At 43.0% G+C, this 24309-nt stretch carries 25 protein-coding genes; 20 read left to right on the top strand and 5 right to left on the bottom strand.

Features of this window, described 5'->3' with window-relative positions:
• Positions 1 to 123: 123 nt before the first annotated feature.
• The 7 genes from ubiH to LU361_RS05870 all read left to right on the top strand — a co-directional run bounded on the left by ubiH (position 124) and on the right by LU361_RS05870 (position 7025).
• The gene (gene ubiH / locus LU361_RS05900) at positions 124 to 1425 is read left to right on the top strand and encodes a 2-octaprenyl-6-methoxyphenyl hydroxylase (protein ID WP_233087888.1); all 1302 of its coding nucleotides are present in this window, start codon (positions 124 to 126) and stop codon (positions 1423 to 1425) included.
• Positions 1426 to 1522: 97 nt separating this feature from the next.
• Positions 1523 to 2779, top strand: coding sequence for a UbiH/UbiF/VisC/COQ6 family ubiquinone biosynthesis hydroxylase (locus LU361_RS05895; protein WP_233087887.1), 1257 nt, complete (start codon positions 1523 to 1525; stop codon positions 2777 to 2779).
• A 33-nt stretch (positions 2780 to 2812) separates the two neighbouring features.
• Positions 2813 to 3148 carry a hypothetical protein gene (locus tag LU361_RS05890; RefSeq protein WP_233087886.1) on the top strand — a complete coding sequence of 112 codons (336 nt, stop codon included), beginning with the start codon at positions 2813 to 2815 and terminating at the stop codon, positions 3146 to 3148.
• 231 nt (positions 3149 to 3379) lie between these two features.
• Positions 3380 to 4459: a hypothetical protein gene (locus tag LU361_RS05885; RefSeq protein ID WP_233087885.1), complete on the top strand. Its 1080-nt coding sequence runs from the start codon at positions 3380 to 3382 to the stop codon at positions 4457 to 4459.
• A gap of 67 nt (positions 4460 to 4526) precedes the next feature.
• Positions 4527 to 5234 (top strand): YdcF family protein, encoded by a 708-nt coding sequence (locus LU361_RS05880; protein WP_233087884.1) that lies wholly within the window; start codon positions 4527 to 4529, stop codon positions 5232 to 5234.
• The gene (locus LU361_RS05875; protein ID WP_233087883.1) at positions 5234 to 6337 is read left to right on the top strand and encodes a DNA alkylation repair protein; all 1104 of its coding nucleotides are present in this window, start codon (positions 5234 to 5236) and stop codon (positions 6335 to 6337) included. The genes LU361_RS05880 and LU361_RS05875 overlap by 1 nt, the downstream gene beginning before the upstream one ends.
• A 31-nt stretch (positions 6338 to 6368) precedes the next feature.
• Positions 6369 to 7025, top strand: coding sequence for a hypothetical protein (locus LU361_RS05870; RefSeq protein WP_233087882.1), 657 nt, complete (start codon positions 6369 to 6371; stop codon positions 7023 to 7025).
• 125 nt (positions 7026 to 7150) lie between these two features.
• Here the strand turns inward: LU361_RS05870 and LU361_RS05865 are convergent, their stop codons facing one another.
• Complete coding sequence (locus tag LU361_RS05865) at positions 7151 to 8164, bottom strand: GGDEF domain-containing protein (protein ID WP_233087881.1); 1014 nt, start codon at positions 8162 to 8164, stop codon at positions 7151 to 7153.
• 635 nt (positions 8165 to 8799) lie between these two features.
• Here LU361_RS05865 and LU361_RS05860 point away from each other — a divergent pair.
• Together LU361_RS05860 and LU361_RS05855 are read left to right on the top strand one after the other, a co-directional pair.
• Positions 8800 to 9438 carry a phytanoyl-CoA dioxygenase family protein gene (locus tag LU361_RS05860; protein ID WP_233087880.1) on the top strand — a complete coding sequence of 213 codons (639 nt, stop codon included), beginning with the start codon at positions 8800 to 8802 and terminating at the stop codon, positions 9436 to 9438.
• 95 nt (positions 9439 to 9533) lie between these two features.
• Positions 9534 to 9878, top strand: a complete 345-nt coding sequence (locus tag LU361_RS05855; protein WP_233087879.1) for a hypothetical protein — start codon at positions 9534 to 9536, stop codon at positions 9876 to 9878.
• A gap of 84 nt (positions 9879 to 9962) precedes the next feature.
• Here the strand turns inward: LU361_RS05855 and LU361_RS20110 are convergent, their stop codons facing one another.
• Positions 9963 to 10088 (bottom strand): hypothetical protein, encoded by a 126-nt coding sequence (locus LU361_RS20110; RefSeq protein WP_286206430.1) that lies wholly within the window; start codon positions 10086 to 10088, stop codon positions 9963 to 9965.
• Positions 10089 to 10452: 364 nt separating this feature from the next.
• On the opposite strand from LU361_RS20110, the gene LU361_RS05850 reads away from it, so the two are divergent.
• The gene (locus LU361_RS05850; RefSeq protein ID WP_233087878.1) at positions 10453 to 10914 is read left to right on the top strand and encodes a GNAT family N-acetyltransferase; all 462 of its coding nucleotides are present in this window, start codon (positions 10453 to 10455) and stop codon (positions 10912 to 10914) included.
• Between the two features lie 44 nt (positions 10915 to 10958).
• Here the strand turns inward: LU361_RS05850 and LU361_RS05845 are convergent, their stop codons facing one another.
• A complete protein-coding gene (locus tag LU361_RS05845) occupies positions 10959 to 12896 on the bottom strand; it encodes a sigma 54-interacting transcriptional regulator (protein WP_233087877.1) in 1938 nt (645 codons plus the stop codon).
• 459 nt (positions 12897 to 13355) lie between these two features.
• Here LU361_RS05845 and cynS point away from each other — a divergent pair, with 459 nt between their 5' ends.
• The 9 genes from cynS (at position 13356) to LU361_RS05800 (ending at position 21662) form a co-directional block, all read left to right on the top strand.
• A complete protein-coding gene (gene cynS / locus LU361_RS05840; RefSeq protein WP_233087876.1) occupies positions 13356 to 13796 on the top strand; it encodes a cyanase in 441 nt (146 codons plus the stop codon).
• A 158-nt stretch (positions 13797 to 13954) separates the two neighbouring features.
• On the top strand, positions 13955 to 14428 hold the full coding sequence (locus LU361_RS05835) for a nuclear transport factor 2 family protein (protein ID WP_233087875.1): 474 nt from the start codon (positions 13955 to 13957) through the stop codon (positions 14426 to 14428).
• A gap of 424 nt (positions 14429 to 14852) precedes the next feature.
• Positions 14853 to 15998, top strand: a complete 1146-nt coding sequence (locus LU361_RS05830; RefSeq protein WP_233087874.1) for an alpha-hydroxy acid oxidase — start codon at positions 14853 to 14855, stop codon at positions 15996 to 15998.
• Positions 15999 to 17413: 1415 nt separating this feature from the next.
• A complete protein-coding gene (locus LU361_RS05825; RefSeq protein ID WP_233087873.1) occupies positions 17414 to 18304 on the top strand; it encodes a cation diffusion facilitator family transporter in 891 nt (296 codons plus the stop codon).
• Between the two features lie 628 nt (positions 18305 to 18932).
• Positions 18933 to 19400 carry an OsmC family protein gene (locus tag LU361_RS05820; RefSeq protein ID WP_233087872.1) on the top strand — a complete coding sequence of 156 codons (468 nt, stop codon included), beginning with the start codon at positions 18933 to 18935 and terminating at the stop codon, positions 19398 to 19400.
• A gap of 365 nt (positions 19401 to 19765) precedes the next feature.
• Positions 19766 to 20089 (top strand): hypothetical protein, encoded by a 324-nt coding sequence (locus tag LU361_RS05815; RefSeq protein ID WP_233087871.1) that lies wholly within the window; start codon positions 19766 to 19768, stop codon positions 20087 to 20089.
• A 99-nt stretch (positions 20090 to 20188) separates the two neighbouring features.
• The gene (locus tag LU361_RS05810; protein WP_233087870.1) at positions 20189 to 20518 is read left to right on the top strand and encodes a hypothetical protein; all 330 of its coding nucleotides are present in this window, start codon (positions 20189 to 20191) and stop codon (positions 20516 to 20518) included.
• 100 nt (positions 20519 to 20618) lie between these two features.
• The gene (locus LU361_RS05805; RefSeq protein ID WP_233087869.1) at positions 20619 to 20984 is read left to right on the top strand and encodes a hypothetical protein; all 366 of its coding nucleotides are present in this window, start codon (positions 20619 to 20621) and stop codon (positions 20982 to 20984) included.
• Positions 20985 to 21239: 255 nt separating this feature from the next.
• Positions 21240 to 21662 (top strand): DoxX family protein, encoded by a 423-nt coding sequence (locus LU361_RS05800; protein WP_233087868.1) that lies wholly within the window; start codon positions 21240 to 21242, stop codon positions 21660 to 21662.
• A 21-nt stretch (positions 21663 to 21683) separates the two neighbouring features.
• Here LU361_RS05800 and LU361_RS05795 read toward each other — a convergent pair whose 3' ends face one another.
• Positions 21684 to 22226 (bottom strand): GNAT family N-acetyltransferase, encoded by a 543-nt coding sequence (locus LU361_RS05795; protein ID WP_233087867.1) that lies wholly within the window; start codon positions 22224 to 22226, stop codon positions 21684 to 21686.
• A 321-nt stretch (positions 22227 to 22547) separates the two neighbouring features.
• On the opposite strand from LU361_RS05795, the gene LU361_RS05790 reads away from it, so the two are divergent.
• Positions 22548 to 23420, top strand: coding sequence for a hypothetical protein (locus LU361_RS05790; RefSeq protein WP_233087866.1), 873 nt, complete (start codon positions 22548 to 22550; stop codon positions 23418 to 23420).
• On the opposite strand, the gene LU361_RS05785 is transcribed toward LU361_RS05790, so the two are convergent.
• Positions 23417 to 24304: a transglutaminase family protein gene (locus tag LU361_RS05785; RefSeq protein ID WP_233087865.1), complete on the bottom strand. Its 888-nt coding sequence runs from the start codon at positions 24302 to 24304 to the stop codon at positions 23417 to 23419. The genes LU361_RS05790 and LU361_RS05785 overlap by 4 nt on opposite strands.
• Positions 24305 to 24309: the final 5 nt, after the last annotated feature.

The following is a 24309-nucleotide window of genomic DNA, read 5'->3' as shown; positions in this document are numbered from 1 at the left end:
ATCAAATTGTTTTACGGATATACCGCAGTTCATTTCCGCGTTGGTTGAATCTCTACCGAGCTTCGCCGAAAATAGGCCGCTTAAATTGAGTCACACTACTGTTAAAGCCATTTAGGTTTGCCAATGTCTGCCACTGACAGCGTTTTGAACGCGCAAAATGAAAGCCCATCTGAAGCCGATATTGTGATTGTTGGCGGCGGAATGGTGGGGTTGTGTTTGGCTCTGATGCTGGGTAAAGCGTGTCGGCACTGGCAGATTCGACTCATCGAAACCTTCCCATTTCCGACATCCGGCACTAACGCGCTTTATCAACCGAGCTTTGATGCGCGCAGTTCGGCCATTGCCGCTGGCAGCAAAGATATGTTTGAGCGCTTAGGCGTTTGGCACAAGCTTAAGCTGCACGCGACCGAAGTGGCTACGGTGCATGTGTCTGATAAGGGCCACATTGGCGGCAGTACCATGACTGCCGAGGAATACGACGAGCCGGCACTCGGCTACGTTATTGATAATAAGTGGCTCGGTCAGTGTTTGTTTGATGCGGTTTCTCAGCTTGAGTCGGTGCAGATTCAAGCGCCTGCGTCGGTGAGTAACATCAAGGCGGTGTCCGAGGGTTATCGCCTGAGCGTGACGGATTCTAACGATGACCGTGAGCACTCGTTAAAAACCCGACTGCTGGTTTTGGCCGATGGTGCGAATTCACAGTTAAAGAAAACATTGGGTATTGATCTCGATGTTAAGGATTACCAGCAAACGGCGATTATCGCGAACGTCGGTTTCAGTCAGCCACACTGTGGTGTGGCCTTCGAGCGATTTACGGCCAATGGTCCAATGGCCATTTTGCCCCGTGGCGAAAGCGGCAAGGCGCGTGAGGGTGCGTTGATTTGGACAATGCCTCATCAAGCTGTGGATAAGTTGTTGAATTCCTCTGAGGAAGAATTTTTGTCCCGCCTTCAAGAAGCCTTTGGTGATCGCCTAGGGCGCTTCACACGTATCGGTGAAAAGAGCCATTACCCATTGAAGTTGTACCAAGCCAGCGAGCAAGTGCGTGGCCATTTAGCGATTATGGGCAATGCCGCGCACGCGCTTCATCCGGTGGCCGGTCAGGGGTTTAATTTGTCGGTGCGCGATTGCGCCTTGTTGACCGATACCCTACACAAAAACTGGTTACAGTCCGATTCGCCATTTGCCAACTTAACCTGCATGCAGCAGTATCTGCGCAGTCGCCAGAGTGATCAGTTCACGACGATTCAATTCAGCCATTGGTTGCCGAAACTGTTCTCCACCAGTGCCCTTCCGGCCGCTGCCGCACGTGGCGCCGGTTTGTTGGGATTGGAATTGCTGCCGCTGGGTAAAAAGCAATTGGCTCAACAGAGCATGGGACGAGTGGGCCGTCGTGCGAACTTCGGTGCCCTGTTTGAAAGATAGATAGTTCGAGAGATAGCTTGATGGATGCTTTTATCGATCACTATCGGCAGCGCCTTCATAACGTAAACGCCAGTAGACAACGGCTATAGGAGCCTATGTGAGCGATTCTAACCAACCACAAACCACGGTTACATCCAGTGTTCGTGACTACGACATCATCATCGTCGGTGGTGGTTTGGTGGGCGCAACCTTGGCGGCGTTGATTCAAAATGTTCGCAAAAAAGACAGAAGCTTGCTGAATATCGCCGTTGTTGAAGGCGGTTGTGAGCCTGCTGCGCCCGATTTATCTAAATTTGATCCGCGAGTAGTGGCCCTGACTCGCAGCTCCCAAAATGTGCTGCGAAGTGTCGGTGCATGGCCAATCATCGAATCCGAGCGCGCTTGTCCTTATACCGATATGCGAGTTTGGGACGGCGAAGGCACAGGCAGTATTCACTTTGATTGTCTGGAAATTGGTGAGTCGAATCTCGGGCACATCGTTGAAAATTCCATTGCCCTGAATGCGGTGCATCAGCGACTGGCTAAGGCGACCAATGTTCATCGCTTATTTGGCGAGCGTGTGGTGCAGTTAGCCGGAGATGAAAAAAATCGGCGCCTGATTTTGGAATCCAGCGAAACGCTCAGCGCGCCCTTGATTATTGCAGCCGACGGCGCGCGCTCGAAAATCCGAGAGCTCGCGGCCATTCCCGTAAGGCAGTGGAGTTACGGTCATCACGCGATTGTGACGACGGTGAAAACCGAACAAAGCCACCAATTCACTGCCTGGCAACGGTTTTTGAGCACCGGCCCGCTGGCATTTTTGCCGCTCTATAACAGCATTGATCCCAGCAATAACAACGTTAGCTCTATCGTTTGGTCATTAAACGACGACGTTGCCAAACAGAAAATGGCGCTGTCTGATGACGAATTTAATGCGTCATTGAGCCGCGCTTTTGAGTCCAGATTGGGCGAGGTAACATGGAGTGATCGGCGCTATTGTTTACCGCTTTGGCAGCGCCATGCGGTGGATTACACACGTCCGGGGTTGGCGCTGGTGGGCGATGCAGCCCACAGTATTCATCCCTTGGCGGGGCAAGGCGTCAACCTGGGTTTTCTCGATGCTCACGCGTTGGCAGGCGAGATTCGCCGTTTCACCCAAGCCGGGTTGTCGTTGAGTGAACCGAGCTTACTAAGGCGTTACCAGCGCAATCGAAAATCCCATAATTTGATGACGATGGCAGCAATGGAAGGCTTCAAGCGTTTATTTGGCGCTAAATCTCTGCAAGTGCGATGGTTGAGAAATGCGGGCATCAAACAAGTTGATCAGTGGGCACTGGTTAAGAATACAATCGCACGAGAAATTCTTGGTGTCTGAGATGGCGCTTTTTAATTTGATGAAGGTAAATCCATGTTGTTAGTAAATCGACTCTACGCTGTAACCCTAGTATTGGCCGGAGTTGCCTGGTTTTGGTCGGGCGATACCGTCGGTATTGTGTTTGGTGTGGCAGTCACGACTTGCGCCTACTTTGTGTTTAAGCAAGTCCGCTGGGGGTATTTTGCCGCCGCGCTGCTGTGTGCCGGTATGCTCAAGCTGTCGATCGATCGCTATTCGGGTGTCTATTCTGAGGCCGTTAAGCACACGGTTTCGTTGCTTGCCTTTGTCGGTGTTATTGTCGCTATCATCTTGCATGAGAAATTCGCCAAAAAGAGCGACGACAGCAGCGATCCTACCGATCTTTCCTAATTCCCTCTAATCTCTCTTCTTGCGCCTGTTTTTAAAATTTAAAGAATGGGCGCTGTGTAACAAGCCCTCAAAAAGATCTCTTTTCTAAAGCCGTCAGCTTTTTCGCGTAAGGGCTCTCTAGCTGTAACGAATTGTGAAATTCGTGTGTTTCGCTTTTCTCTGGCATTCAGTAATTCACATTCAGTCGGTATATTGAACTGCTATATTCAATGTAATGGCGCGGAGTTAACTTTGAAAAAGGATTCACCTTCACCGATGGCTCAGATTTTCAGATTGACACAAATTGCTGCAGCCTCAGCGGCCTGCTCGGTGATGGTGGCTTGCACCTATGCCGAGCCGGAATCACTGGTTGATAACCGGCACACCTACCCTACCGCGCCCGAAACAGCCGTAAAGTACCTGCCGCTAGCCGAACCGTTGATCGACGGTGACTCAGAAATGTCGGCTTTAACTTGGTGTGGCGACGAGTTAATGGTGTTTCCACAGTACCCTGATTTCAAAAGTGGTCAGCCCGCCGCGATATTTTCTTTTACTAAATCGGTGATTATTGATGCGGTAAAAGCAGAGAATTCTACGGAAGGATTAGTCCCTAAAAGCATTGCCTTTGAAGGCATCGATTTACTCGAAACCATCTACGGTTATGAAGGCATTGAAGCGGCAGTTTGCTCTGGCGACGACATCACTCTTGCAATTGAAACCAATCAATTGGGTTCTCAAGAAGCCACAGTTTTGGTCGGCGCAAAATACAGCGGCGATAAAATTGTGGTTCACTCCATTGGTGAAACACTGTTAAGTCCCACCAAACTGAGCAACAAGGGAAATGAGTCGTTAGTGCAGGTTAATGGCGGTTTGTTGAGCTTGCACGAAGTGAACGACACGCGATTATTAAACTACAACGAAAGCGCGTACTTTCTGAATTCCTTCGAAGATACCGAATCACTCACACCTGTGGCGGATATTCCCTACCGAATAACCGACGCGACCATGGCGGATGAATCCGGTCGATTTTGGGTGATTAATTATCAGTACCAGCGCGACACCAAACTGGTGACCGACAAAGACCCCATCTGGGAAAAATACGGCATCGGCGAGAGCCACAAATCGCGCAAGCAAGTGGAGCGTTTGGTTGAGCTGGAATTTGACGGTAACAACGTTTTTTTAACCGACACACCGCCCATTCAAATCGAACTGGAAGGTACCCGAGGCCGCAACTGGGAAGGTATCGCTCGTTTGGATGACGTTGGTTTTTTATTGGTCACCGATAAATTCCCACGTTCGCTGCTCGGCTTTGTGCCTTACGATGCGCCTTAGCTGTCACCAATTTCTTATCCAGTAATGGTATGATCGTCCGTTAACATCAATACGTTAACGGACGCCTTTGAACTCTTCCAAAACCCTCACCCAAAAAACTGCGGTTCAAATTCTCTGGGATTATTTAAACGGATTTAAGTCTGATCTATCGCCTGTTGCTGATCCTGACATGATTTTTGTATTCGGCTGTAATGATATTCGCGTTGCCAAAGCAGCTGCTGAATTCGCCAGTCGTCACCAGCACGTACCTTTGATATTTTGTGGTGGCCTCGGGCGGCTTTCAAAAACGACGTTTACTCGCAGTGAGGCAGAAATATTTGCGCAGGTAGCCATCGAACAGGGTGTCGATGAGGCCAGAGTTATTTTGGAAAAAAACTCAACCAATACCGGTGACAATGTTCGCTTTGCGAGACAGTTGTTAGCAGCAAAAGGGCTGAATATTACTAATCCGATTTTGGTGTGTAAAAACGTGATGCGCCCGCGTGTGTGGGCAACCTTCGCTCATTATTACCCAGAACTGACACCAAGGCTTGTCAGTGCGGCGGTGGATTTTGACGATTATTGCCAAACTCCCATCGATAAATTGAGTGAGCACAATAAAAAGGATTCCGTCGACACAGATGCAGCAACGCATCTGATGGTGGGAGAAATTGATCGCCTGATTCTTTATCCCGATCAAGGTTACATGCAGCCGGTTGCCGTTCCTGACCGTGTTGTTGAGGCGGCGAATTTATTAAAACAACTTGGATACGTTAACCACAGCTTAAAAAAATAATGGCAAGTACCTTATTAAAAGACGGCTACACAGCAGAGTACATAGAGAATTTAGCGGAACTTGTGCACGAGCAAGATCCTTTTTTTAATCGCGAACGATTTATTACCAATATATTTTGTGACAACTGGAAAAAAAAGCCCCTCAAAGAGCGAATGCAGCACATTGCCTGTTGTTTGCGTTTATCTCTGCCCGATAATTATCGAGACTGTATCGAAGTATTAAAGCCGGTCGCTCAAGCGATTGGGGGCGGCGCTCAGGGCGATCTGTTATCGATGTATTTCCCGGAATTTGTGTCGTTGTTTGGTATTAAAAACTACAAAACTTCCATTAAAGCGTTGGAGTGGTTTACCCAGTATTCCAGCAGTGAGTTTGCGATTCGGGCATTTCTTATTCAGTATCCTGAAAAAACTCTGATACAGATGCAAAAGTGGGCGGAACACAAAAACTATCACGTACGCAGATTGGCCAGCGAAGGCTGTCGGCCACGACTGCCCTGGGGTGTTGCTCTGGCTGAATTTAAAAAAGACCCAGCACCTATTTTGCCGATACTCGAAAAGCTTAAAGCCGATGACAGCTTGTACGTAAGGCGCAGTGTCGCGAACAATCTCAATGATATTTCTAAAGATCACCCAAAACTGGTGTTATCGCTGGCCGAGCAATGGTTTCAGGACGAGAGCAACGACATTCGCTGGGTAGTGAAGCACGGGTGTCGAACCCTGTTAAAAACGCCCGAACCACGGGCCTTGGAATTGTTCGGTTACAGCGGTACCCAGCATGTTAGCCTCAAGGCTTGGAAAGCCGACAAGTCGGTGGCGGTGGGCGACAACTTTTCATTTGCTTGCCGTTTAGAAGCCAATCAGCCGGTCAATTTGGGTAAACTTCGCTTAGAATACGCCATCCACTTTTTGCGTGCTAACCAATCGTGGTCCAAAAAAGTGTTTAAAATTTCTGAAGGCGACGTTAACGAACGTCACAAGAGTGTGCAAAAATCCCATTCATTCAAACTGCTGACGACAAGAAAATATTACCCAGGAAAACACAAACTGCAGTTGTTGGTGAACGGAAAAGTCTTTAAAGAAGCCGAATTTGACCTTATTAATTAATAGATATCCTTGAAATGTTAGGAGATGAGTTTTGAACTTCAGAAATCGACAGATTGCCTGTTTAGCAGGATTATTACTAGCCTTACCCGTTGCTGCTGATCAGACATTAATCGGTGCCGATGGCCGAGAAATTCTCTTAAAAGACGACGGTACGTGGGACTATGTATCGAACAGTATTTTTGTCGATACCCGAGAAGGCCAGCGTGTAGAACTCAAGCCTGACGGCAGTTGGAGTTACGTTGGTTTGGCGCCGGTTCAAGAAGAAACTCAATACCGAGAATTGGCGATTGAAGTTGCCGTAGCGTCGGCGGATATCGAAGAATACGTTTCTAAAGTTGGCGCCACTAAAAATACGCGTAAGGAATCGTTTACCAATTTTTATCTAGACGTGCTAGTGGCGAGTTCTGCGGATGCACCGGTTGATCTTAAAGCATTGAAGCCTGAGCAGTTTTCGATTTCAGATAATAAAAAGAAATCTTATCCAGTCATTGAAATTAACAGCGATATCGATCAGCTAGAACCCGGTAAATCGACACGCTTGCACGTTAAAACCAAAGGCGCACCCGGTGGTTTAATTCGTACACGATTCATTAACGTTGTGATTCAACCCGAAGCGTTCAACACTGAACAAGCCATCGAGCTTGAAATTGAATACGAAGCATTGGATATCAGTCGCAAGCGTAAATAAAACTTGGTTTCTGTATTTTAAATCAGGTAACAAAGAAACAATCATCTAATAAAAACTGTGATGATTGTTTTTTTATTTAATTCGTCATACTCTTGCTTGACTTGGCGTTTGAAGTTTAGATGGAGTTATTTAAATTTAACCCGATTTCTGCCTGCAGATTTCGCGTTATACAGTGCTTCGTCGGCGCGTGAAATAATTGAGTTGATGTCTTCTTGAAGGGACTCTTCTCGTTTTAATTGTGTAATTCCACCCGACAGAGTAATCGATGGTAACTGTTTACCGGTTTTAACATTTCGCCAGCGAAGTTTTTCTACACCGCTGCGAATTTTCTCACCGACAACTTGCGCACCTTTAATTTCTGTGTCGGCCAGAATTACCAAAAATTCTTCACCGCCATAGCGAATTGCTAGGTCTCTGCCTCGTACCCGTGATTTAATTTCTTTGGCAACGTGTTGTATTACGTGATCGCCAAATATGTGGCCGTAGTTATCGTTGACGTCCTTAAAATTATCAATATCAAAAAGAATAACCGAGTTGTGTGGATGATCGAACTTAATGTGGTTTAACGCTTTTTGTAATCCCTGCCGATTTAATAACTGTGAGAGTGTATCGATGGTGGCTTCTTTTTCCAGTTTTGCGAGATTAACTCTCAGTGAATTGGTTTCTGTTTCTGCCTGCTGCAAACGTACCGCAAGTTTCTGTTGCTCGGCTTTGAGCATTTTGGTTGATTTTTTTAATTTGGTGATCAGTTGTTTGGTGGTTTCTGGTTTGAAGTTTTCGAGCTTTTTTTCGCTCTCGTCTAATTCTTTTTGATAGTTGGTGACAACTTTTCGAGACTCTTCAATATCTGATAATGTGTCTCTTAATACATTGGTAAAAGGTTCGGCAAATTCTTTATCGACATGATTGGCTTCGTGCAGATGAGAGAAATACAAATGTTGCATTGCGTAATTATTAATTTGGGATCGGTTCTCGATTAATTCCTCATAGTCCGACCGTAGTCCCACATTTTTACCAACTTGTAATTCATAAGCGACGGCATAATTTACTGGCGTAGGAGAGAGTTCGTATTGTTCTAACAGTTTTAAACATTTCCCCATGATAACGTTAGCTTGCGTTTGGTTGTGTTGGTATATCATTTATCCCCAAATCCGTGTTCGAGGAACCTCTGATTAACCTCAAAATTACTCAGCGTGGTCTTGAGGTTAATCAGAGGCTCCTTTATTAATTACGCGATAAATAAATCAAAAAAAGCGATTTGTTGTTAACGAAAAAAAGTAGGATTACGTACATCGCCAGTTCTGTAAAAACCAGTATAGATGACCCTCGTCACTTGGTCGTTCGGTCAAGTGTATTTTACAAAAGCTGTTCTGCTCGATGTTGAGGCGTTACGTGAGGATTGGATAATATAAAACCAATATTCAGCAGAATAATCTTTTTTTATTCGCATTAAAAATTAAAATCAGAAAATATATTGGGAAATAATATAAATAGGGAATATTCATGAATTTTCGACTCACCAGTGTGATAATCAAATTAACTCTTAATAAAGGTTTTTTTGCACAATAATGAGGCATTGAAGCCTTCTGTTTGTTGTTACTAAAAAAATCTGTAATAAAACTGTATTCAGGTAAAAGGTGTTAAGCATGGTGAGTTGGTACTTAAGACTTTAGTGTATTGGAATCTATGAATGTTACAGTGTTGGTTGGTTTACTACTGAAAATTAAATGCAAAAGGTTTGGTTTTGGCTAAGTTGTTGAATCAAGGATATACCTTGATCCCTAATATTTTATCCGCAGAAGACATCGATCACTTACGAGAGCAAATAACTTCGGTTGATTGGGGAAAAAACTCTGGAGGCATAAGAAACGCTGAGAAAAAGTTTCCAATCATTAGCGTACTTTCTAAATCCAACACAGTAACAGCACTCGCTCAGCAGTATTTACAACAGGAACCAAAATTGGTGCGAGCGATTATTTTTGATAAAACCCCAGAAAGTAATTGGCTAGTTACGTGGCATCAAGACAAAACCGTTGCGCTGAATCAACGTTTTAATAGTGATGATTGGGGTCCTTGGAGCTTGAAAGATAATGTCTTGCACGTTCAACCACCGCAATTTGTATTGGAGCGCATGGTAACAGTGCGAATTCATTTGGACGATGCAAATGAGGCTAATGGCTGCTTAAAAGTTATACCCAATACTCATGACAAAGGTATATTAACTCAATCCGAAATTACAGAGTTTGTCAGTCATTTAGAGGTTATTCACTGTATTGCGAACGCCGGTGATGCGCTCGTTATGCGACCCTTGTTACTACACGCTTCAAGCAAAATGGTATCGAGTAAACGTCGTCGAGTGATTCATTTTGAATACAGTGATTACCCACTGCCAGCCGATATTTATTGGCATTAAATTTAACGATTTTGCTGAGATAAAAAAGGAAAAATAGTCACTTCCTTTGAGTGAATTCTCAGTGTTTATTTTAATGATATATGGAGAACAATTACGTGAGACAGATTGTGTTGATGTTGAGCTTTGTGCTGTTTCCTGGATTAGCGCTTGCTGTCCAGGAGCAAGCCACCAATAGAACAATCACAGACATCAGAACATTTGAAGGTTCGGCGATGGTATTTTTTGAACCCAATTTTACCAATTCTCAAAATTGTTCGAATGGAGCACAGAATAGATTTGTGATGAGTTTGAATTCATCGGGTGTAAGCACGAATTCAGAAATGTATTCGACGTTGCTGGCTGCTGCTGTTGCGGGTAAGTCAGTTACGTTTTTTGTGGAAGGTTGTCACAGTTCGAATTTGTCTCTTCCGTCAATACGATCAGTAAGCGTTAAATTCTAGCAGGGTTATTTGGCGATAACGTTTACATGTTGTTTATACCTAAAAAAAGAGGCGCTTGGGCGCCTCTTTTTTGAATCAATATTATTAAGCTGCTTTCTTAAGCTTTTTCTTCAAGGTTTTTAATTTACCTTCGTGCTTAGCAATAAGTGTTTTGCGAGCTTTGATTGATTTTTTTAGTGACTTAACTTTTTTGCTTACTTTCTTGGTCATGTTAATACCCTTCGTTCTCTGATATTTCAGTTGCGCTGTAATACTACGTTCTTAATCGATTAGAATTAAGAACGAAAAATGATATATGTTGTGAATCACGTGTGTATTTATAGTATATTTTATGTATATACGCAACGAAAAGATGAATTATTTTTGCCGCTTAGCCATTTTTTATCCGTATTTTTTATTGGCGGGTATTAATTAAGGTTGAAAAGTGATCGCTTACAGGTCGTGCGTAAAATGCAATCAACGCCATTTATTCACATTTATAATAAAAATTTAACACTGGTTTCTGTAATTCGATCATTTGGCTATAGAATTGAAATTCTCTCAAATTAAACGACCAGCTTGAGTTAAACATTGTATGGCAACCATTTATCGACAGGCCGACTTAGCGGATTTACCGACGTTACTGGAATTCGAACAAGGCGTCATTGAGGCAGAGCGTCCCTACAATACGTCTATCATGGATAGCCCGGTTACTTACTACGATATTGCCGAGTTAATTCGCAATGATGATTCCGTGGTGGTGGTTGCACAGGCTGGTGAGCGCATTGTTGCATCGGGGTACGCGTTGATTCGCGAGTCCAGACCCTACTTTGATCACAAACTGCACGCCTATTTAGGCTTTATGTATGTCCATCCTGAATTTCGAGGCATGGGTATTAATCAGAAAATCATCGAAGAGCTCACTCAGTGGAGTAAAGCGAAAGGCATAGAATACGCCTATCTCGATGTTTATTCGGGTAATGACGCCGCTATAAAAGCTTACGAAAAAGCCGGTTTTGAATCGTCTATTATTAATATGAAGATGAAGTTGAGCTAAGATTGTTTCTTTGTTGGTTTAGCCATTACGGCGAAAATAAAGATTCAATCACGGTGTCCGATCGATGTGGACCGGAATTTTTTGGGATCAATCTTCAGCTTTTTAATTCGCGATGAAAGCGTGGTGGGTTTGATGCCCAACAACTCAGCGGCGCCATTATGACCGAACACTTTTCCCTGGCATTTTTCCAGCGCCGATAAAATATTACTGCGTTGATAATCTTTGAACTGATTCTCGTTGAGTAATTGATTGACCGCTTGTGCGGGTTTGGTTGAGGTTTCTTCCATGTGTTTTAGCTCTGGAAATCGCAGCTTTTCCCCTTGGCTTAAAATAACTTGCCGTTCAATAATATTCTCTAGTTCTCGTATGTTTCCGGGCCAGGAATAATTTTTAAGGTTCTCCAATTCGGACAATGGAATTTTTAAACCGAGTTTATTCGTCCGCGTGGAAGAGCGTTTCAAAAAGTGTTGAGCGAGTAATGGAATATCATCGATACGCTGGCGCAATGGAACTGAGGAAATGGGGAAAACATTCAATCGAAAATATAAATCCTCTCGAAAACTGCCTTGCCGTACTTTCTCTAGTAAGTCTTTATTGGTGGCAGCAATAATACGGACATCGGTGGTGTGAGTTTTCGATCCGCCAACTCGTTCAAATTGTTGTTCCTGTAATACGCGCAGCAGTTTACTTTGCAGATGCAGAGGAATCTCGCCAACTTCATCTAAGAATAATGTGCCCTTATCGGCAAGTTCAAATCGACCTGTTCGGTCAGATGCAGCACCGGTAAATGCGCCTTTTATGTGACCAAAAAATTCACTTTCAAATAACTCCGCAGGAATGGCCGCACAATTCACCCGTATTAAAGGGCGATCACAGCGACGACTGGTTTCGTGAATGGCTCTGGCAATCAGCTCTTTTCCCGTACCGGATTCACCGTGAATAAGAACCGTTGCATCGGTGGGCGCAACCATTTGAATTTTTTGGATAATGTCTTTAATGGCCGTACTGTTACCGATGATTTGGTGATGATTAAACTCTGATTTTATCTCTTCTTGAAGATAAGCTTTTTCAAGCTCCAAACGATTTTTAAGTTGCTCTACTTCGTTCAGTGCCGATAACAGTTTTTGTTCGTCAGCGATTTTCTGAGTGACGTCGCGAAATACAATCACTGCCCCTACGATAACACCGTTATCTTTAATGGGCGTGCTGGTGTAATCCACATAAACGGGTTGACCGGATTTACTCCAAAAAACGTCTTTTTCAACCGTGTGAACAACGCCGTCACGAAATGCCTCTAGAATTGGGCAGTCGCAGGAGTCAAAATGAGAGCCGTCCAAATGGCTGTGATGAATCATTTTGTGCATGTCGGTACCGGCCAATTCTTCGGCGCGATAACCGAGAATATTTTCTGCCGCCGGATTCATAAACGTTGTGATTCCATTGACATCAACACCGTAGATACCCTCGCCTGCGGCATCTAAAATCAGTTGATTTTCTCGCTCAAATTCCTGAAAAACTCGGGTGACTTTATTCCAGTGTCCCATACCGGATTGATAGTGCTGATTGGCATCGGATTTTTCGCGTTTATGTTGTAAATCGTTACTGTCGATCAAGACAAATAAGAGAACTTTTCTCTGATCGTACTCAATGGCGGTAACCGTAATTTCCAGTGTTATTTCTTGATGGTTGATTGCAACCGCTAAAGCGCCATTCCAGGCGTGACCTTCAGCCAATGCCTCTTCGCTCAGTACAATCAGCTCGCCGAGTGAAGGCGTAAACAATTGGCTGGCGGAGACTTTTTGCAAAGCTTCGGCGGTTAAATGAAACAACGTTTGTGCGGATTGATTGGAAGACAATACCGAATTTGCTAAAGGATCAATAATCAACTGGGCATGACACGCTTTTAAAAACAATTGTTCGTAAATGTTGTGGCGACTGTTTATTTCACTGTCTGCGTAGTCATGGTTGATTGCAGTTTGCATCGATGCTCACTCAATAAATAGTTAAAAATTCATTGAGGTAAATTCAAGTATCGGGCCAATTACGAAATTTCGTAATTCGTGTTACGAGTTATCGTGAATTACGATTTTTCGTAGTACTACCCGCTGTGAAAAATTTCGCTATCTCTATAAAAATCAATAGTTTAAGTATGCAGAAAAATCTGGCACCCACATTGCAAAAATGATTGCAACGTAAACGCATGCCTCAGCGATGTTATTTCATGATCTGCTTTAAGGTGCTCAATACTGTTATTGGCGATTCGTTTCAGTGCGTTTTTATCCGTTTTCTGCGCTAACGACTTTATGTTGTTCCGAAAAAAGAAAGACAACATTTAGTAATTTGAAATTAACAGCATTTGAAGCTCTTTAATTTTTGTGTGGCAAAACCCGATTCTTATTCAATAAAACAGCAAATACTTTTATAACTTTAAGGAGATTGTGATGGATAAACTGACCATGACCGAGAAATTAGTAGCGGCCAAGTTAGAGAAAGGCGTTACCTGGGAAGTTGCTGGTGAAGCGCTTGGTATGTCGCCTGTTTGGTTGGCTTCGGCGTGTTTGGGTATGAACAGTGCGCCTGCTGAAAAAGCAAAAGCGATCTCTGAATACTTTGGTTTGGACGAAGAAGTGGCGACTGCGCTGGAAGTGTATCCAACCAAAATTTGGGATCAAGCGGTGCCGACAGATCCGTTAATTTACCGCTTGTACGAAGTGGTGGGTGTCTATGGAGAAACTCTTAAAGAAGTGATTCAGGAAAAATTTGGCGACGGCATCATGAGCGCAATCGATTTTTCTATGGAAGTCGACAAAATTGAAGATCCAAAAGGGGATCGTGTTCTACTGACATTAAACGGTAAGTTTTTGCCTTATAAGTCTTGGTAATCAGTGTAACCTAAAAAACCAATAATACATTGGGTGAACAAATACTTTTTTAGATGTCTATTAAAATCGAGCTTAGACGGTTATCTTAAAAGAGTAATTGTCACAACCATCCCCTCGGTAACGGGGGGCTCACTATTATCAGCAGTGGATTGAGAGTTATGAACGCACAAGTACGTCCCCCATTACCGCCGTTTAGCGCAGAAGATGCCGCTGTAAAAGCGCGCAAAGCTGAAGACGCCTGGAACGGAAAAAATCCAGAGGCTGTTTCTATGGCGTACACGCCAGACAGTCAATGGCGTAATCGCTCAGAATTTATTAATGGCCGCGAAGAAATCGTCGCATTTCTCAGTAAAAAATGGGAAAAAGAAAACGGTTACAAATTAATTAAAGAAGTTTGGGCCTATACCGACGATAAAATTGCCGTACGTTTTGCTTATGAATGGCACGATGAACAAGGTAATTGGTTCCGTTCTTACGGCAACGAAAACTGGCACTTTGATGAAAACGGTTTAATGAAAGAACGCCACGCCAGTATTAATGATGTTGCCATTGAAGAGTCTGAGCGTAAATTTACCTGGGAAGGTGCCATCCGTCCCGATGATTTTCCATCGCTTTCAGAGCTTGGTCTATAAAACAGTTTTGGAAACTCTGATATTCGGAGTTTCCAGTTTCCAGTTTCCAGGTACTGGAGTTTTAAACGATTAATTTCTGTTGGTTTATCGTTTTATTTTCCCCCTATTTTTTCCGTTCTTTTTCCACACAGACTTTGTATATTTAAAGTCCCCTTCTTGTTGGTTTTAGTTCTCCATAATCGCGGTATGCTGCTATTTTTAATGAGTGCCACTAAACCTTAAGACACTGGATTGGGTTTCCAGGCTTCTTGATGTACTGCTCATTTCGGTTGATTAGTCGTTAAACGGAAATAGTAGAGGGGTGATTATGTAAGTTTTGGAAATAGTTTATTATTTTATATCCTATTCATCCCTAAAAGTGTTGAAGATATAGTCCCTCCCCGTCACATTGAACTTATAAGTCTAATAATAAGAGGTATTCTTCATGAGGCTTAACGATTGCCATAACTTTCAGGATTTCCGGACATTGGCGAAAAAGCGCCTGCCGGGTCCGATTTTCAATTACATAGATGGCGGTGCCGACGATGAATCAACCTATCGACGCAATACCTCTGCCTTTGAGGAGTGCGATCTGATTCCTAGCGTGTTGACGGGTGTTAAAGACATTGATTTGTCCGTGACCGTGATGGGACAGAAGTTAGATATGCCGGTGTATTGCTCGCCAACTGCACTCCAACGCTTGTTCCATCACCAAGGTGAACGTGCTGTTGCCGCAGCGTGTGAGAAGTACGGCACCATGTTTGGCGTTTCCTCTCTCGGGACGGTGAGTCTCGAAGAAATCGCTAAACAAGTGAATACGCCTCAGGTTTATCAGTTCTATTTCCACAAAGATCGCGGACTTAACGAAGCGATGATGGCGCGCGCGAAGGCGGCGGGCATCCAAGTCATGATGCTAACGGTTGATTCCATTACCGGCGGTAATCGAGAACGCGATTTAAGAACCGGGTTTTCGATACCGTTTCGCTTAACCTTGGGCGGTATGTTGCAGTTTGCTTTAAAGCCGATGTGGGGCATTAATTACGTTACCCACGAAAAATTTAAGCTACCGCAATTGGATGAACACATCGATATGGGCGGCGGCGCCAGCTCCATTGGCGATTACTTCACCAACATGCTCGACCCATCGATGAACTGGGACGACGTCGCCAAAATGGTTGAATTCTGGGGTGGCGAATTCTGCCTAAAAGGAATTATGAGTAAAGAAGACGCCAGACGTGCCGTAGATATCGGCTGTACCGGAATTATCATCTCTAACCACGGCGGTCGGCAGTTGGATGGATCGCGCAGTTCGTTTGATCAACTCAAAGAGATTGTCGACGAAGTGGGCGATGAAATTGATGTGATCCTAGACAGTGGTGTTCAGCGTGGTACCCATGTATTAAAAGCACTTTCTTTGGGTGCAAAAGCCGTTGGTGTTGGCCGTATGTATTTGTATCCGTTGGCAGCGGCGGGTCAACCTGGCGTTGAGCGCGCTCTTGGTTTAATGAAGGCAGAGTTAGAACGCGACATGAAATTAATGGGTAAAACCCGAGTAGACCAGCTTACCCCTGAAAATTTGCGTTTCCGATAACGTCTCCTTTGGCTGGTTCTAATCTAGTTTGATTGAACCAGCGATTCCCCCCAGTTGGGATTGAATAAAACATTGAAGCACCATCTACTTTTATTCAATCCTGATCTCCTCTCAAAACGCGTTCTTATTTATTCATCTTTTTATCTATTAAGGTTCCCAGTTTTAATAGTTTTTAATTAAAGGTGTTTAGCGTTCGGTGTTCTAATTTTATTAACTGGTGTTTTTCCAAAATAATATTCCTGTTTGGAAAATTCATCTTCTTCCTTCTTTATATTAATCGTGACTATTTTTAGGGTTTTAGCGTCGATGATTTGTTGTTGTCGCTAATAAAAATTCTTGCACTAGAGTGAAAAAATTTTTTGACGGCGATGAAATTATTTTAGTCAGTGCGTTAAAAACTAAGAAACGTAAAGCGGTTAAAGGCCAAAACTCGTCTGGTGATACGTATTATTTTTTAAAAACACTGGTGAATAAAAAAGTTGCTTCGTTTTTCACTCTTTAAAGAGATTCGTCTTTTGGTATATAGGCGAGTTTAGACAGCTGTGAATTCTGAAATTTGGTCGAGTTAAAAATTAAACAAAACGAGAGTGATTAAAATTCTTATTTGGAAAATCTTAATTTGGCGCAGAATTAATTTATTCTGAATAGAGTAGAAGGAATAGACGTAGGTGTTGAATTTATCTACGAGTTTGAACAGAGATTAATTCGACATTATTAAGAAAAAAAAGGCATAAAAAAGCGAGATTCACTTGACCAGAAGCAATTCACAATGTAATTTTCGCGTCAAATAAAGCCAACAGATATTACAGGTTGGGTTTATTGGGTCGGGTCAGGGTTGTTTGTTTGACTTTTTATCCACTGTAGGCGGTTAACATAGCTTTATAGTGTTTATTAAATCGAAGAAATCTCATCCTAATTTGTTTTGGCAAAACTAATTATATAAACGCTAAAACATACAAATGCTATCCCGCTTCGGCGGCGCGTAGTATCTATAAGTTTGAAAGAGCATGTAATTAAAAATTAACAATCAAGTTAATTTATGTAAGTTGCAAAAGTACAAAATAAGCAACTCAAAAATACAGGGAAGGATAAAAGCCGCTTTCTAAAAGGCGACTGGTAATTTGACATAGGAAGTTATTCCTGAATTAAACCAATCAAATTGCGCCGTGAATAATATTCTCTAGCTTTGAGAACATTATGACTTACGTTCGAGAATTGCTTTATCTCTCGAAGGGTTTGTTCGCGCTGTTGAATGGTGGCCGAGTTACTTCCTTTTAGAAACTGCTTGCTTAATGTTCACTGCTGAAAATTAATTTTTCATAGGTGGCATAACAATGATGTTTCAGGCTTAGATTTAGTGTTCTGAACTTTATTCAAGGAATTAATCTTTCGATTTATTACCAAGGAGAAGTGCTATGGATGAGTTAAAAGTTATTAAGGTATCGATATTTGCAGCTTTGTTATACGCGCTGGTCGGAATTGTATCCGGTGTGATTTCAAGCTCTGGCGTCATTCTTTTTGACGGTGTGTATTCATTATTGAGTGTTTTACTCAGTACTCTTTCACTTGTTGTTTTAAAGTTAATTGCATCTGAAAAAGAAGACGAAAATTTCCCGTTTGGGAAAGCGCATTTCGAGCCTTTAGTCATTGTTGTAAAATCAATTACACTTGCAGCAATTTGTACGTTCTCTGCAAGTGAAGCGTTCTCTGTATTGATTTCTGGCGGTAAAGACGTTGCTGCAACACCGGCAATTTTCTACGCCCTATTTAGTACAGTGGGTTGCGCTATCGTCACGGTTTATATCGATCGTAAAAATCGTGACAAACAATCGTCATTATTACAAGCTGAGCGTGATCAGTGGTACGGCGATACCTTATTGAGTGCGGGCGTGTTAGTCGGCTTTTTGGCGGCGTTTTTCTTCCGCGGTACTCAATTAGATTGGATGGTTCCATACGCTGACCCTGCGATGGTTATTGTCGTATGTTGTTTCTTCCTAATATTCCCAATTCGCAGCTTCTGGGGTGCTATTCGCGAAATTCTTCACTACAAAGTTTGCGAAGAATCGACTCAGCCAATTCGTGGTGAAGTAGAAAAAATTGCCGACGAATTAGATGCCGAGTTTAAATTGCGCATGGTTTCTCAAGGTCCACAATTGGATATTGAAGTGAACATCTTGTTAGAAGATCGCTCATTCAGTATTGAAGAAATGGATACCATTCGCAGCCGCATTGCTAAAGCCGCTGAAAGCATTAATAAGAACCACTGGATTAACATTAATCTAACGGGCGAAAAAGCTTGGCTTTAAAAAATAATTAATCGTTAATATCAGTACCAATTACTCAGTTCTTTTTATACCTTTCAAGACAGCATTCGTAATTAAGTAGTATCTAGGTTAATTACGAATGCTGTATTCTTTTCTGATACTCTTTCTTCTTTTCCCTTCTCTTCTTTGTTCTGTTTTCTCAATTGTTGACTTATTACTGCGGTTATAGCCGAGGTTTTTGTCGTTATTTTCTGGCGGTTATGGAATCAAACAGAAAAAATTTAGCAGGCAAGTAATGAGTAGATGACTATAGCCTATGCCTTTCTAGCGTGTGTTACTGCAAAAATTATTTGAATAAGATGTTCAACATTAGGGCAAAAATGTGTTTATATTTTAAATCCTGATGAATTCGTTTTGTTTTTGCGAATTTTTAAAAACAGAGAGCCATTCAGACGAAAACGTGGTTTGTTTAGTGGCGCTGTTTTATTGAACAGGTTTCATAAGTGGTTGAGTTCCTGTTGGATAGAGAAAAGATATTTTGCTGTGTTCTCAGGTTAAAAAAGGGTTAAACCGATTTAATATTGGTTAAAAATCGTTTACAAAAGGGTAAACATAATAATTTGTATATTCTTGATCGAGAAATATACATGGATGATGCACGGGGTGTAGGATGTCGGATCACTTTGCTTTAGTGAAATGGACGCGCAGAAAAAGCGAAGTATTTACCAATAATAAATACAGTCGCAGGCACATTTGGCAATTTGATGAAGGTATTCAGGTCCCCGCCTCCGTCGCCCCTTCTCTGGTTGTTCCCCCCTATTCATCTGCCGATGCGGTGGATCCCGAAGAAGCCTTTGTGGCTTCATTGTCGAGTTGCCACATGTTGTTTTTTTTATCCATCGCTGCTCGTCAACATCTTGTTGTCGACAGTTATACCGATCATGCGGTAGGAACGATGGAAATAAATAATGTCGGTCGTATCTCCATTACCAAAGTCATATTAAGGCCTAAAGTGGTTTTTCAGGGCGAAAACGCGCCTTCTTATGATCAAGTCAAAGCTATTCACGATAACAGTCACCAGCAGTGTTTTATTGCTAATTCGGTAAATACCGAAGTAATTATTGATATTGAAATGTAGCAACTGCTTTTTTGCGGCGTGTAAATATTGGTTAGCTTGCTAAAGACGACGTGAAAGTAATTGAATACGCATTGGTTGAATTTTCGGGTAACTGTTGATTAAACTAACCGCTGAAACATTTGTATGAACTAATGCTCATGCGTATGATTTGTGTTGTTTCTTTTACAGTTCTGTTCAGAAATGAAGCACTGATGCTGCATTTTGGTTCGTTATTGTAGAGAATTCCGTTGCTACGCTTTCAGACAAGTGAATAAATAACAATAACTATTGGATAGCAGCTGTTTCGTACGTCTTACCTTTAACAAATGAAGGTATTGTTAGCCGTTTTAACAATGGAGTGACCAGCTGCCAAAGGATTTTCTAGAATGCAGTATACCAAAGCGTTAATTGATTTGATTCAAAAGGCTCGTCGACACGCCCCTTCTGACGTGAAATCTCGAATTAAATTATCGGATCCCAATGTTTTATCTGAGTTGGAGTCCATTTATAAAGCGTCAGACGATAATGCCTTTAAAAATATTGTAAAAGATGTGTTTGAGCAGGCTGGTGACGGTTGGTTATCGAAGCTCGAACAATCAATAATATCTCCGCCAGTTCATACCGTTCAATCGGAACACGATGTTCATCCTGCGTTATCCAGTTCTTTTATTAAAGGTGATATTGCTGAATTACTGCAAAAGGTTGATTGATCGTTACTGGTTGTTAAATAAGTATTTAATCAGGTTTTATTGGGCAGAATCGCATTTTCATTCACCCGACAGTCGATAAAAATAATTAGGAATCATCAAATGCAATACACGAAAGTTTTGATTGATTTAATTCAGGCAGCGCGAAAAAAAGCACCTCAAGAATATAAAAGTGTCATTAAGCTTACCAATCCCGACGTATTAACGGTGTTGATTGGTCTTTATAAGCAAACTGATGACAACTCTTTAAAAGACATAATCAGAGAGGCGTTTGTTGAAGCAGGCGACGACCGCATTGATAATCCTCAGAGAAGTTTAGCAGATTCTGATATTGTTAATTCGGAGCAATTAAGCCGTGCGGACGACGGAAAAGAGCAAAAGGTGAATATTGATGCCATTCCTGTGGTTGCCTCGGATCATATCAGCTTTTAAATAAGCAATAAGCCGCTATTGTCATGATGGGTGTAGAAATTGCTTCGTCATAAGGGCACTTTTCACCTCATCGCTGAAAGTATTCAGCAAGGAGCCCAACATGCAATATACCAAAGCGCTTGTTGATTTAATTAAAGAAGCTCGTCGCCGAGCACCTGCTGAGGATAAGCCCAGTATTAAGTTGGCTAATCCTGATGTCTTGTCAGAATTGCTGGCTTTGTATGAAAAGTCTAAAGATGCGGTATTTAAAGCTGTAATTAAAGAGATATTTACTCAAGCCGGTGATGGTTGGATCGATCGAATAAATGGTCCAAGCACACCAAGTTCATCAAATTCAACCGAGGTACCTCCTGGATACGTTGTTAAAGTGTATCGAGGTCAAACTCGCCTAGAGCCGAAAGCGGGCTCTGGCGGAGATAGACAAAAATCAAAACGTGTCTATCGCGGTCAAGTTGTTGTTGTGTAATTTCCTATCATTGCACTCTCCTACTCTTACAAGCCCAAATCGTGACATAAAATAATCAACACAATTTGGGCTGTTCCCTCCCCTACAATTTTTTAGTTTCTTCCATCAATTTTATTTTAATGTTCGGAAAACTAATGAATATATTTTGATCTCAGGAATATTTTCCCAAATTCTTGATTAAAAGCGTCTTAGCTTCGTCTCGCCATTACCTATTTAAAATAGGCTCCTAAAATATTCATGAGAGGTTGTGTGTTAATGCATACCAATTGGCCCATTGTGCATTTGATGGTGCGTTTGATTCTTGGCTTATTATTTTTTATGGCCGGATATTGGAAAGTTTTTATCCTGTCGGTAAAAACACACACCGAAAAATTTTTTATTGAAGGTTTTGCCGAGTATTGGATTCCTGAGTGGTTGCTCGTCACGCTGGGCTATGGCGTTCCGTATTTCGAATTGATAACTGGTTTTTTAATTATTGTTGGATTGCAATTGCGAGCTGCATTAATTGGCGTTGGTTTTTTATTGGTGATGACGACCTACGGTCACACCTTGCAGCAACCGTTGTTTGACATTGATGGGCATACTTTTACGCGATTAATTTTAATTGTCTTTTTGTTGTTGGCACCGCTCGATGCTAATCGGTATTCGCTGGATTTTTTGCTCAAGCGCCGATCCTAAGGTTGTTAATCATCCGTGATGTTAAAGCGGCAATACTTCTAAATTGTCTTTTAGGAGGCCGTAGACATGAAGATCGTGATACGTGCCTTCTTTATAAATTTCGTGTTTAAGAATACCTTCTTTCTTCATGCCCAATTTTTCCATGACTCGTCCAGACGCTTTGTTACTGCCTAAATGCCGCGATGTAATTTTGTTCAGGGAAAAATAATCAAAGGCGAATTGGGCAGCGGCGGTTGCTGCCTCAGTGCAATAGCCTTTGTTCCAAAATTCGGTTCCGATCCAATAACCCAATTCACCGCGATGGTGGCAATTGTCCGCATTCAATCCAACGCAACCGATGAGCGACATGGTCGTGGGTGATCGCACGGCAAAGACAATGCCGGATTTTTGCGTGTACATGGTGTCGTGGCTGGCGATCCATTGTTGCGCGGACGATAGCTCGTAAGGGTAGGGAATGTTCAGTGTAAACCGAGAAATCTCGTAGGCACCGGCAAGGGCTGCAACGTGGTGTGCGTCTGCGTGAGAAAAGCCGTTTAAAAGAAGTCTAGGGGTGCGGATTTCCATGGGGTGCATAACAAACCTACTGTATCGAGCGGGGAAGGTGTTTGGCGTATTAAACCGAGATCATATTATTTCGGTAAAAGCCAAAATAATTTCCTCAGTAAATAGCCTGAGCGATAAGTAAAACCTCTGATGATTTAAATTTTATGAAAATTTTGCGCCGTTTACGCAGCAACACTCCAACTTGCGAGGCAGTTCTGTTTGTGAGGTGAAACCGGTGTCTAATGAAGCTCAGGGTTAAATCTGTCATACTCCGCGGTCAATAATAACCGCATGCAAATGTGTGTGGGTTTGAATGTGAGCGGTGAACAGTAGGTTGTTGCGGTGGAAGTAAGTGTAGAAGTAAATGCGTCGGTGGCTGGTAAGGTTCAAACACAAAGCCCGTTGTTTATCGAGTTGATTGATGATTTTATCAATAGCGCAAGTGCGTTATTTGCAGACAATTGTGTATCGATATACATCATGGGAAGCCTTTCACGCGGAGGGTTTAGTGAGTTTGCCAGTGATATTGATTTAGGCATTATTTTAACTAAAGTAAATTCCGACACCGCTGCACACATTGATTCATTAGTAAAAACGATTCGAAGTAATCATCCCAGTATCAACAATAATTTATCGGTATTTTGGGGGTCAGTTGAATCCATTAATGGCGATGCCGACGGCGGCCGTTACCCACCGTTTGATCGTTTGGATTTAATCGAACACGCCACTTTATTATTGGGCAAAGAAGTTCGCGATCAATTAAAACTGCCCACACAAAAAGAGCTTGAAGTCTCTTGTGTGGAATTCGCGCTAGAAAAACTGGCCACATCCGAGCGTACGCAAGAATTTTGCGATTGTCAGCGTATTGCGGACAAAGGCGTTGTGTACGTTACTAAAACCATTTTATTCCCCGCACGATTTATTTATCTTTTGAAGTCGGGCGTGATTGCCGGTAATCAAGAATCGGCGGATTATTACGTGACGAATTATTTATTGGGGCCAGATGCGATCTTGGTAAACAAGGGTTACGAGTGGCGAGTGAACGGATTTCCCGAGCGAATTGATGAAGTGGCAGAATGCCTGCAAATTGGTTTGGTACCCTTGTATGTGCGCTTTATTGATCTCTACGTTGATGTTGTGCGCAACTACGGCCGCGATGACTTGGTTCAACAATTACAGAGCTGGAAACAAAAAATCGAGCTGACCAGATTTTAATTTTCCAGCCGTTGTACATCTACTGATACCGACAGCGTTTGCGAACCACCGCCTTCAAAAATAACCCCTTTGAGCGGCGAAACATCGGCGTAATCGCGCCCCCAAGCGGTGGTGATGTGCTGTACCGAAGGCATGTTGTCGTTGGTGGGGTCGAACTCAAACCAACCTTCACCGGGTGCGTAAACCGAGAACCAGGCGTGAGACGCGTCTGAGCCCACCAATTTTTCTTCCCCAGGCGGTGGCAGGGTTTCTAGGTAACCGCTGACGTAGCGGCTGGCAAAACCCATCGATCGCAAGCAGCCAATGGCCAGGTGCGCAAAGTCCTGACAGACGCCCCGGCGGTGCTGAAGCACCTCGGTTAATGGCGTGCTAACGGTGGTAAAGCCGGGGTCGTAAGCGAAATCAGTAAAGATGCGATGGTTTAAATCTCGCACCGCCGACAGCAGCGGTCTTCCTGGCGTAAACGAGGGCTCTGCGTATTCACGTAGCTCTTGGCTGGTTCGTACAATGTTGGAATCCAAACAAAATTCCCGCGCCCGCAGTGTCATTTCGTCTTTGCTTTCGTGCATTTGCTCCAGTAAAAATTCCCACGAGCTTCCGATTTCTAAGTCCATGCCCAGCAGCCTGACGTCGGCAATACGCACGGTAGATGCAATATCTACGGTTAATTCTTTGTGGGCGGTTTCTAGGCAAAAGTTGTGGGTGTTATTGCCAAAGTAGTCTTTGCGTTGGGCGAGCGCGGAGGCGTTGGGAGAAATCGTTAGATGATGATCCAAACAGGTTTGATACTCCGTGTTTCTCGGCAACAGGCAGGCAAGGTTGTACGCAAGGCTCACCGGAGAGGCGTATCGATACTGGGTGATGTGGCGAATTCGATAAAGCATGCGTC

Source organism: Sessilibacter corallicola (assembly GCF_021290925.1).
Lineage (GTDB): Bacteria > Pseudomonadota > Gammaproteobacteria > Pseudomonadales > Cellvibrionaceae > Sessilibacter > Sessilibacter corallicola.
This window is presented reverse-complemented; position numbering and strand designations above follow the sequence as displayed.

What these genes read in the sequence shown, in the direction of transcription:
- ubiH (WP_233087888.1), top strand. Translation starts at nt 124, where the DNA reads ATGTCTGCCACTGACAGCGTTTTGAACGCGCAAAATGAAAGCCCATCT.
- LU361_RS05890 (WP_233087886.1), top strand. Translation starts at nt 2,813, where the DNA reads ATGTTGTTAGTAAATCGACTCTACGCTGTAACCCTAGTATTGGCCGGA.
- LU361_RS05875 (WP_233087883.1), top strand. Translation starts at nt 5,234, where the DNA reads ATGGCAAGTACCTTATTAAAAGACGGCTACACAGCAGAGTACATAGAG.
- LU361_RS05865 (WP_233087881.1), bottom strand. Translation starts at nt 8,164, where the DNA reads ATGATATACCAACACAACCAAACGCAAGCTAACGTTATCATGGGGAAA.
- LU361_RS20110 (WP_286206430.1), bottom strand. Translation starts at nt 10,088, where the DNA reads ATGACCAAGAAAGTAAGCAAAAAAGTTAAGTCACTAAAAAAATCAATC.
- LU361_RS05850 (WP_233087878.1), top strand. Translation starts at nt 10,453, where the DNA reads ATGGCAACCATTTATCGACAGGCCGACTTAGCGGATTTACCGACGTTA.
- LU361_RS05845 (WP_233087877.1), bottom strand. Translation starts at nt 12,896, where the DNA reads ATGCAAACTGCAATCAACCATGACTACGCAGACAGTGAAATAAACAGT.
- cynS (WP_233087876.1), top strand. Translation starts at nt 13,356, where the DNA reads ATGGATAAACTGACCATGACCGAGAAATTAGTAGCGGCCAAGTTAGAG.
- LU361_RS05835 (WP_233087875.1), top strand. Translation starts at nt 13,955, where the DNA reads ATGAACGCACAAGTACGTCCCCCATTACCGCCGTTTAGCGCAGAAGAT.
- LU361_RS05830 (WP_233087874.1), top strand. Translation starts at nt 14,853, where the DNA reads ATGAGGCTTAACGATTGCCATAACTTTCAGGATTTCCGGACATTGGCG.
- LU361_RS05825 (WP_233087873.1), top strand. Translation starts at nt 17,414, where the DNA reads ATGGATGAGTTAAAAGTTATTAAGGTATCGATATTTGCAGCTTTGTTA.
- LU361_RS05820 (WP_233087872.1), top strand. Translation starts at nt 18,933, where the DNA reads ATGTCGGATCACTTTGCTTTAGTGAAATGGACGCGCAGAAAAAGCGAA.
- LU361_RS05815 (WP_233087871.1), top strand. Translation starts at nt 19,766, where the DNA reads ATGCAGTATACCAAAGCGTTAATTGATTTGATTCAAAAGGCTCGTCGA.
- LU361_RS05810 (WP_233087870.1), top strand. Translation starts at nt 20,189, where the DNA reads ATGCAATACACGAAAGTTTTGATTGATTTAATTCAGGCAGCGCGAAAA.
- LU361_RS05805 (WP_233087869.1), top strand. Translation starts at nt 20,619, where the DNA reads ATGCAATATACCAAAGCGCTTGTTGATTTAATTAAAGAAGCTCGTCGC.
- LU361_RS05800 (WP_233087868.1), top strand. Translation starts at nt 21,240, where the DNA reads ATGCATACCAATTGGCCCATTGTGCATTTGATGGTGCGTTTGATTCTT.
- LU361_RS05795 (WP_233087867.1), bottom strand. Translation starts at nt 22,226, where the DNA reads ATGGAAATCCGCACCCCTAGACTTCTTTTAAACGGCTTTTCTCACGCA.
- LU361_RS05785 (WP_233087865.1), bottom strand. Translation starts at nt 24,304, where the DNA reads ATGCTTTATCGAATTCGCCACATCACCCAGTATCGATACGCCTCTCCG.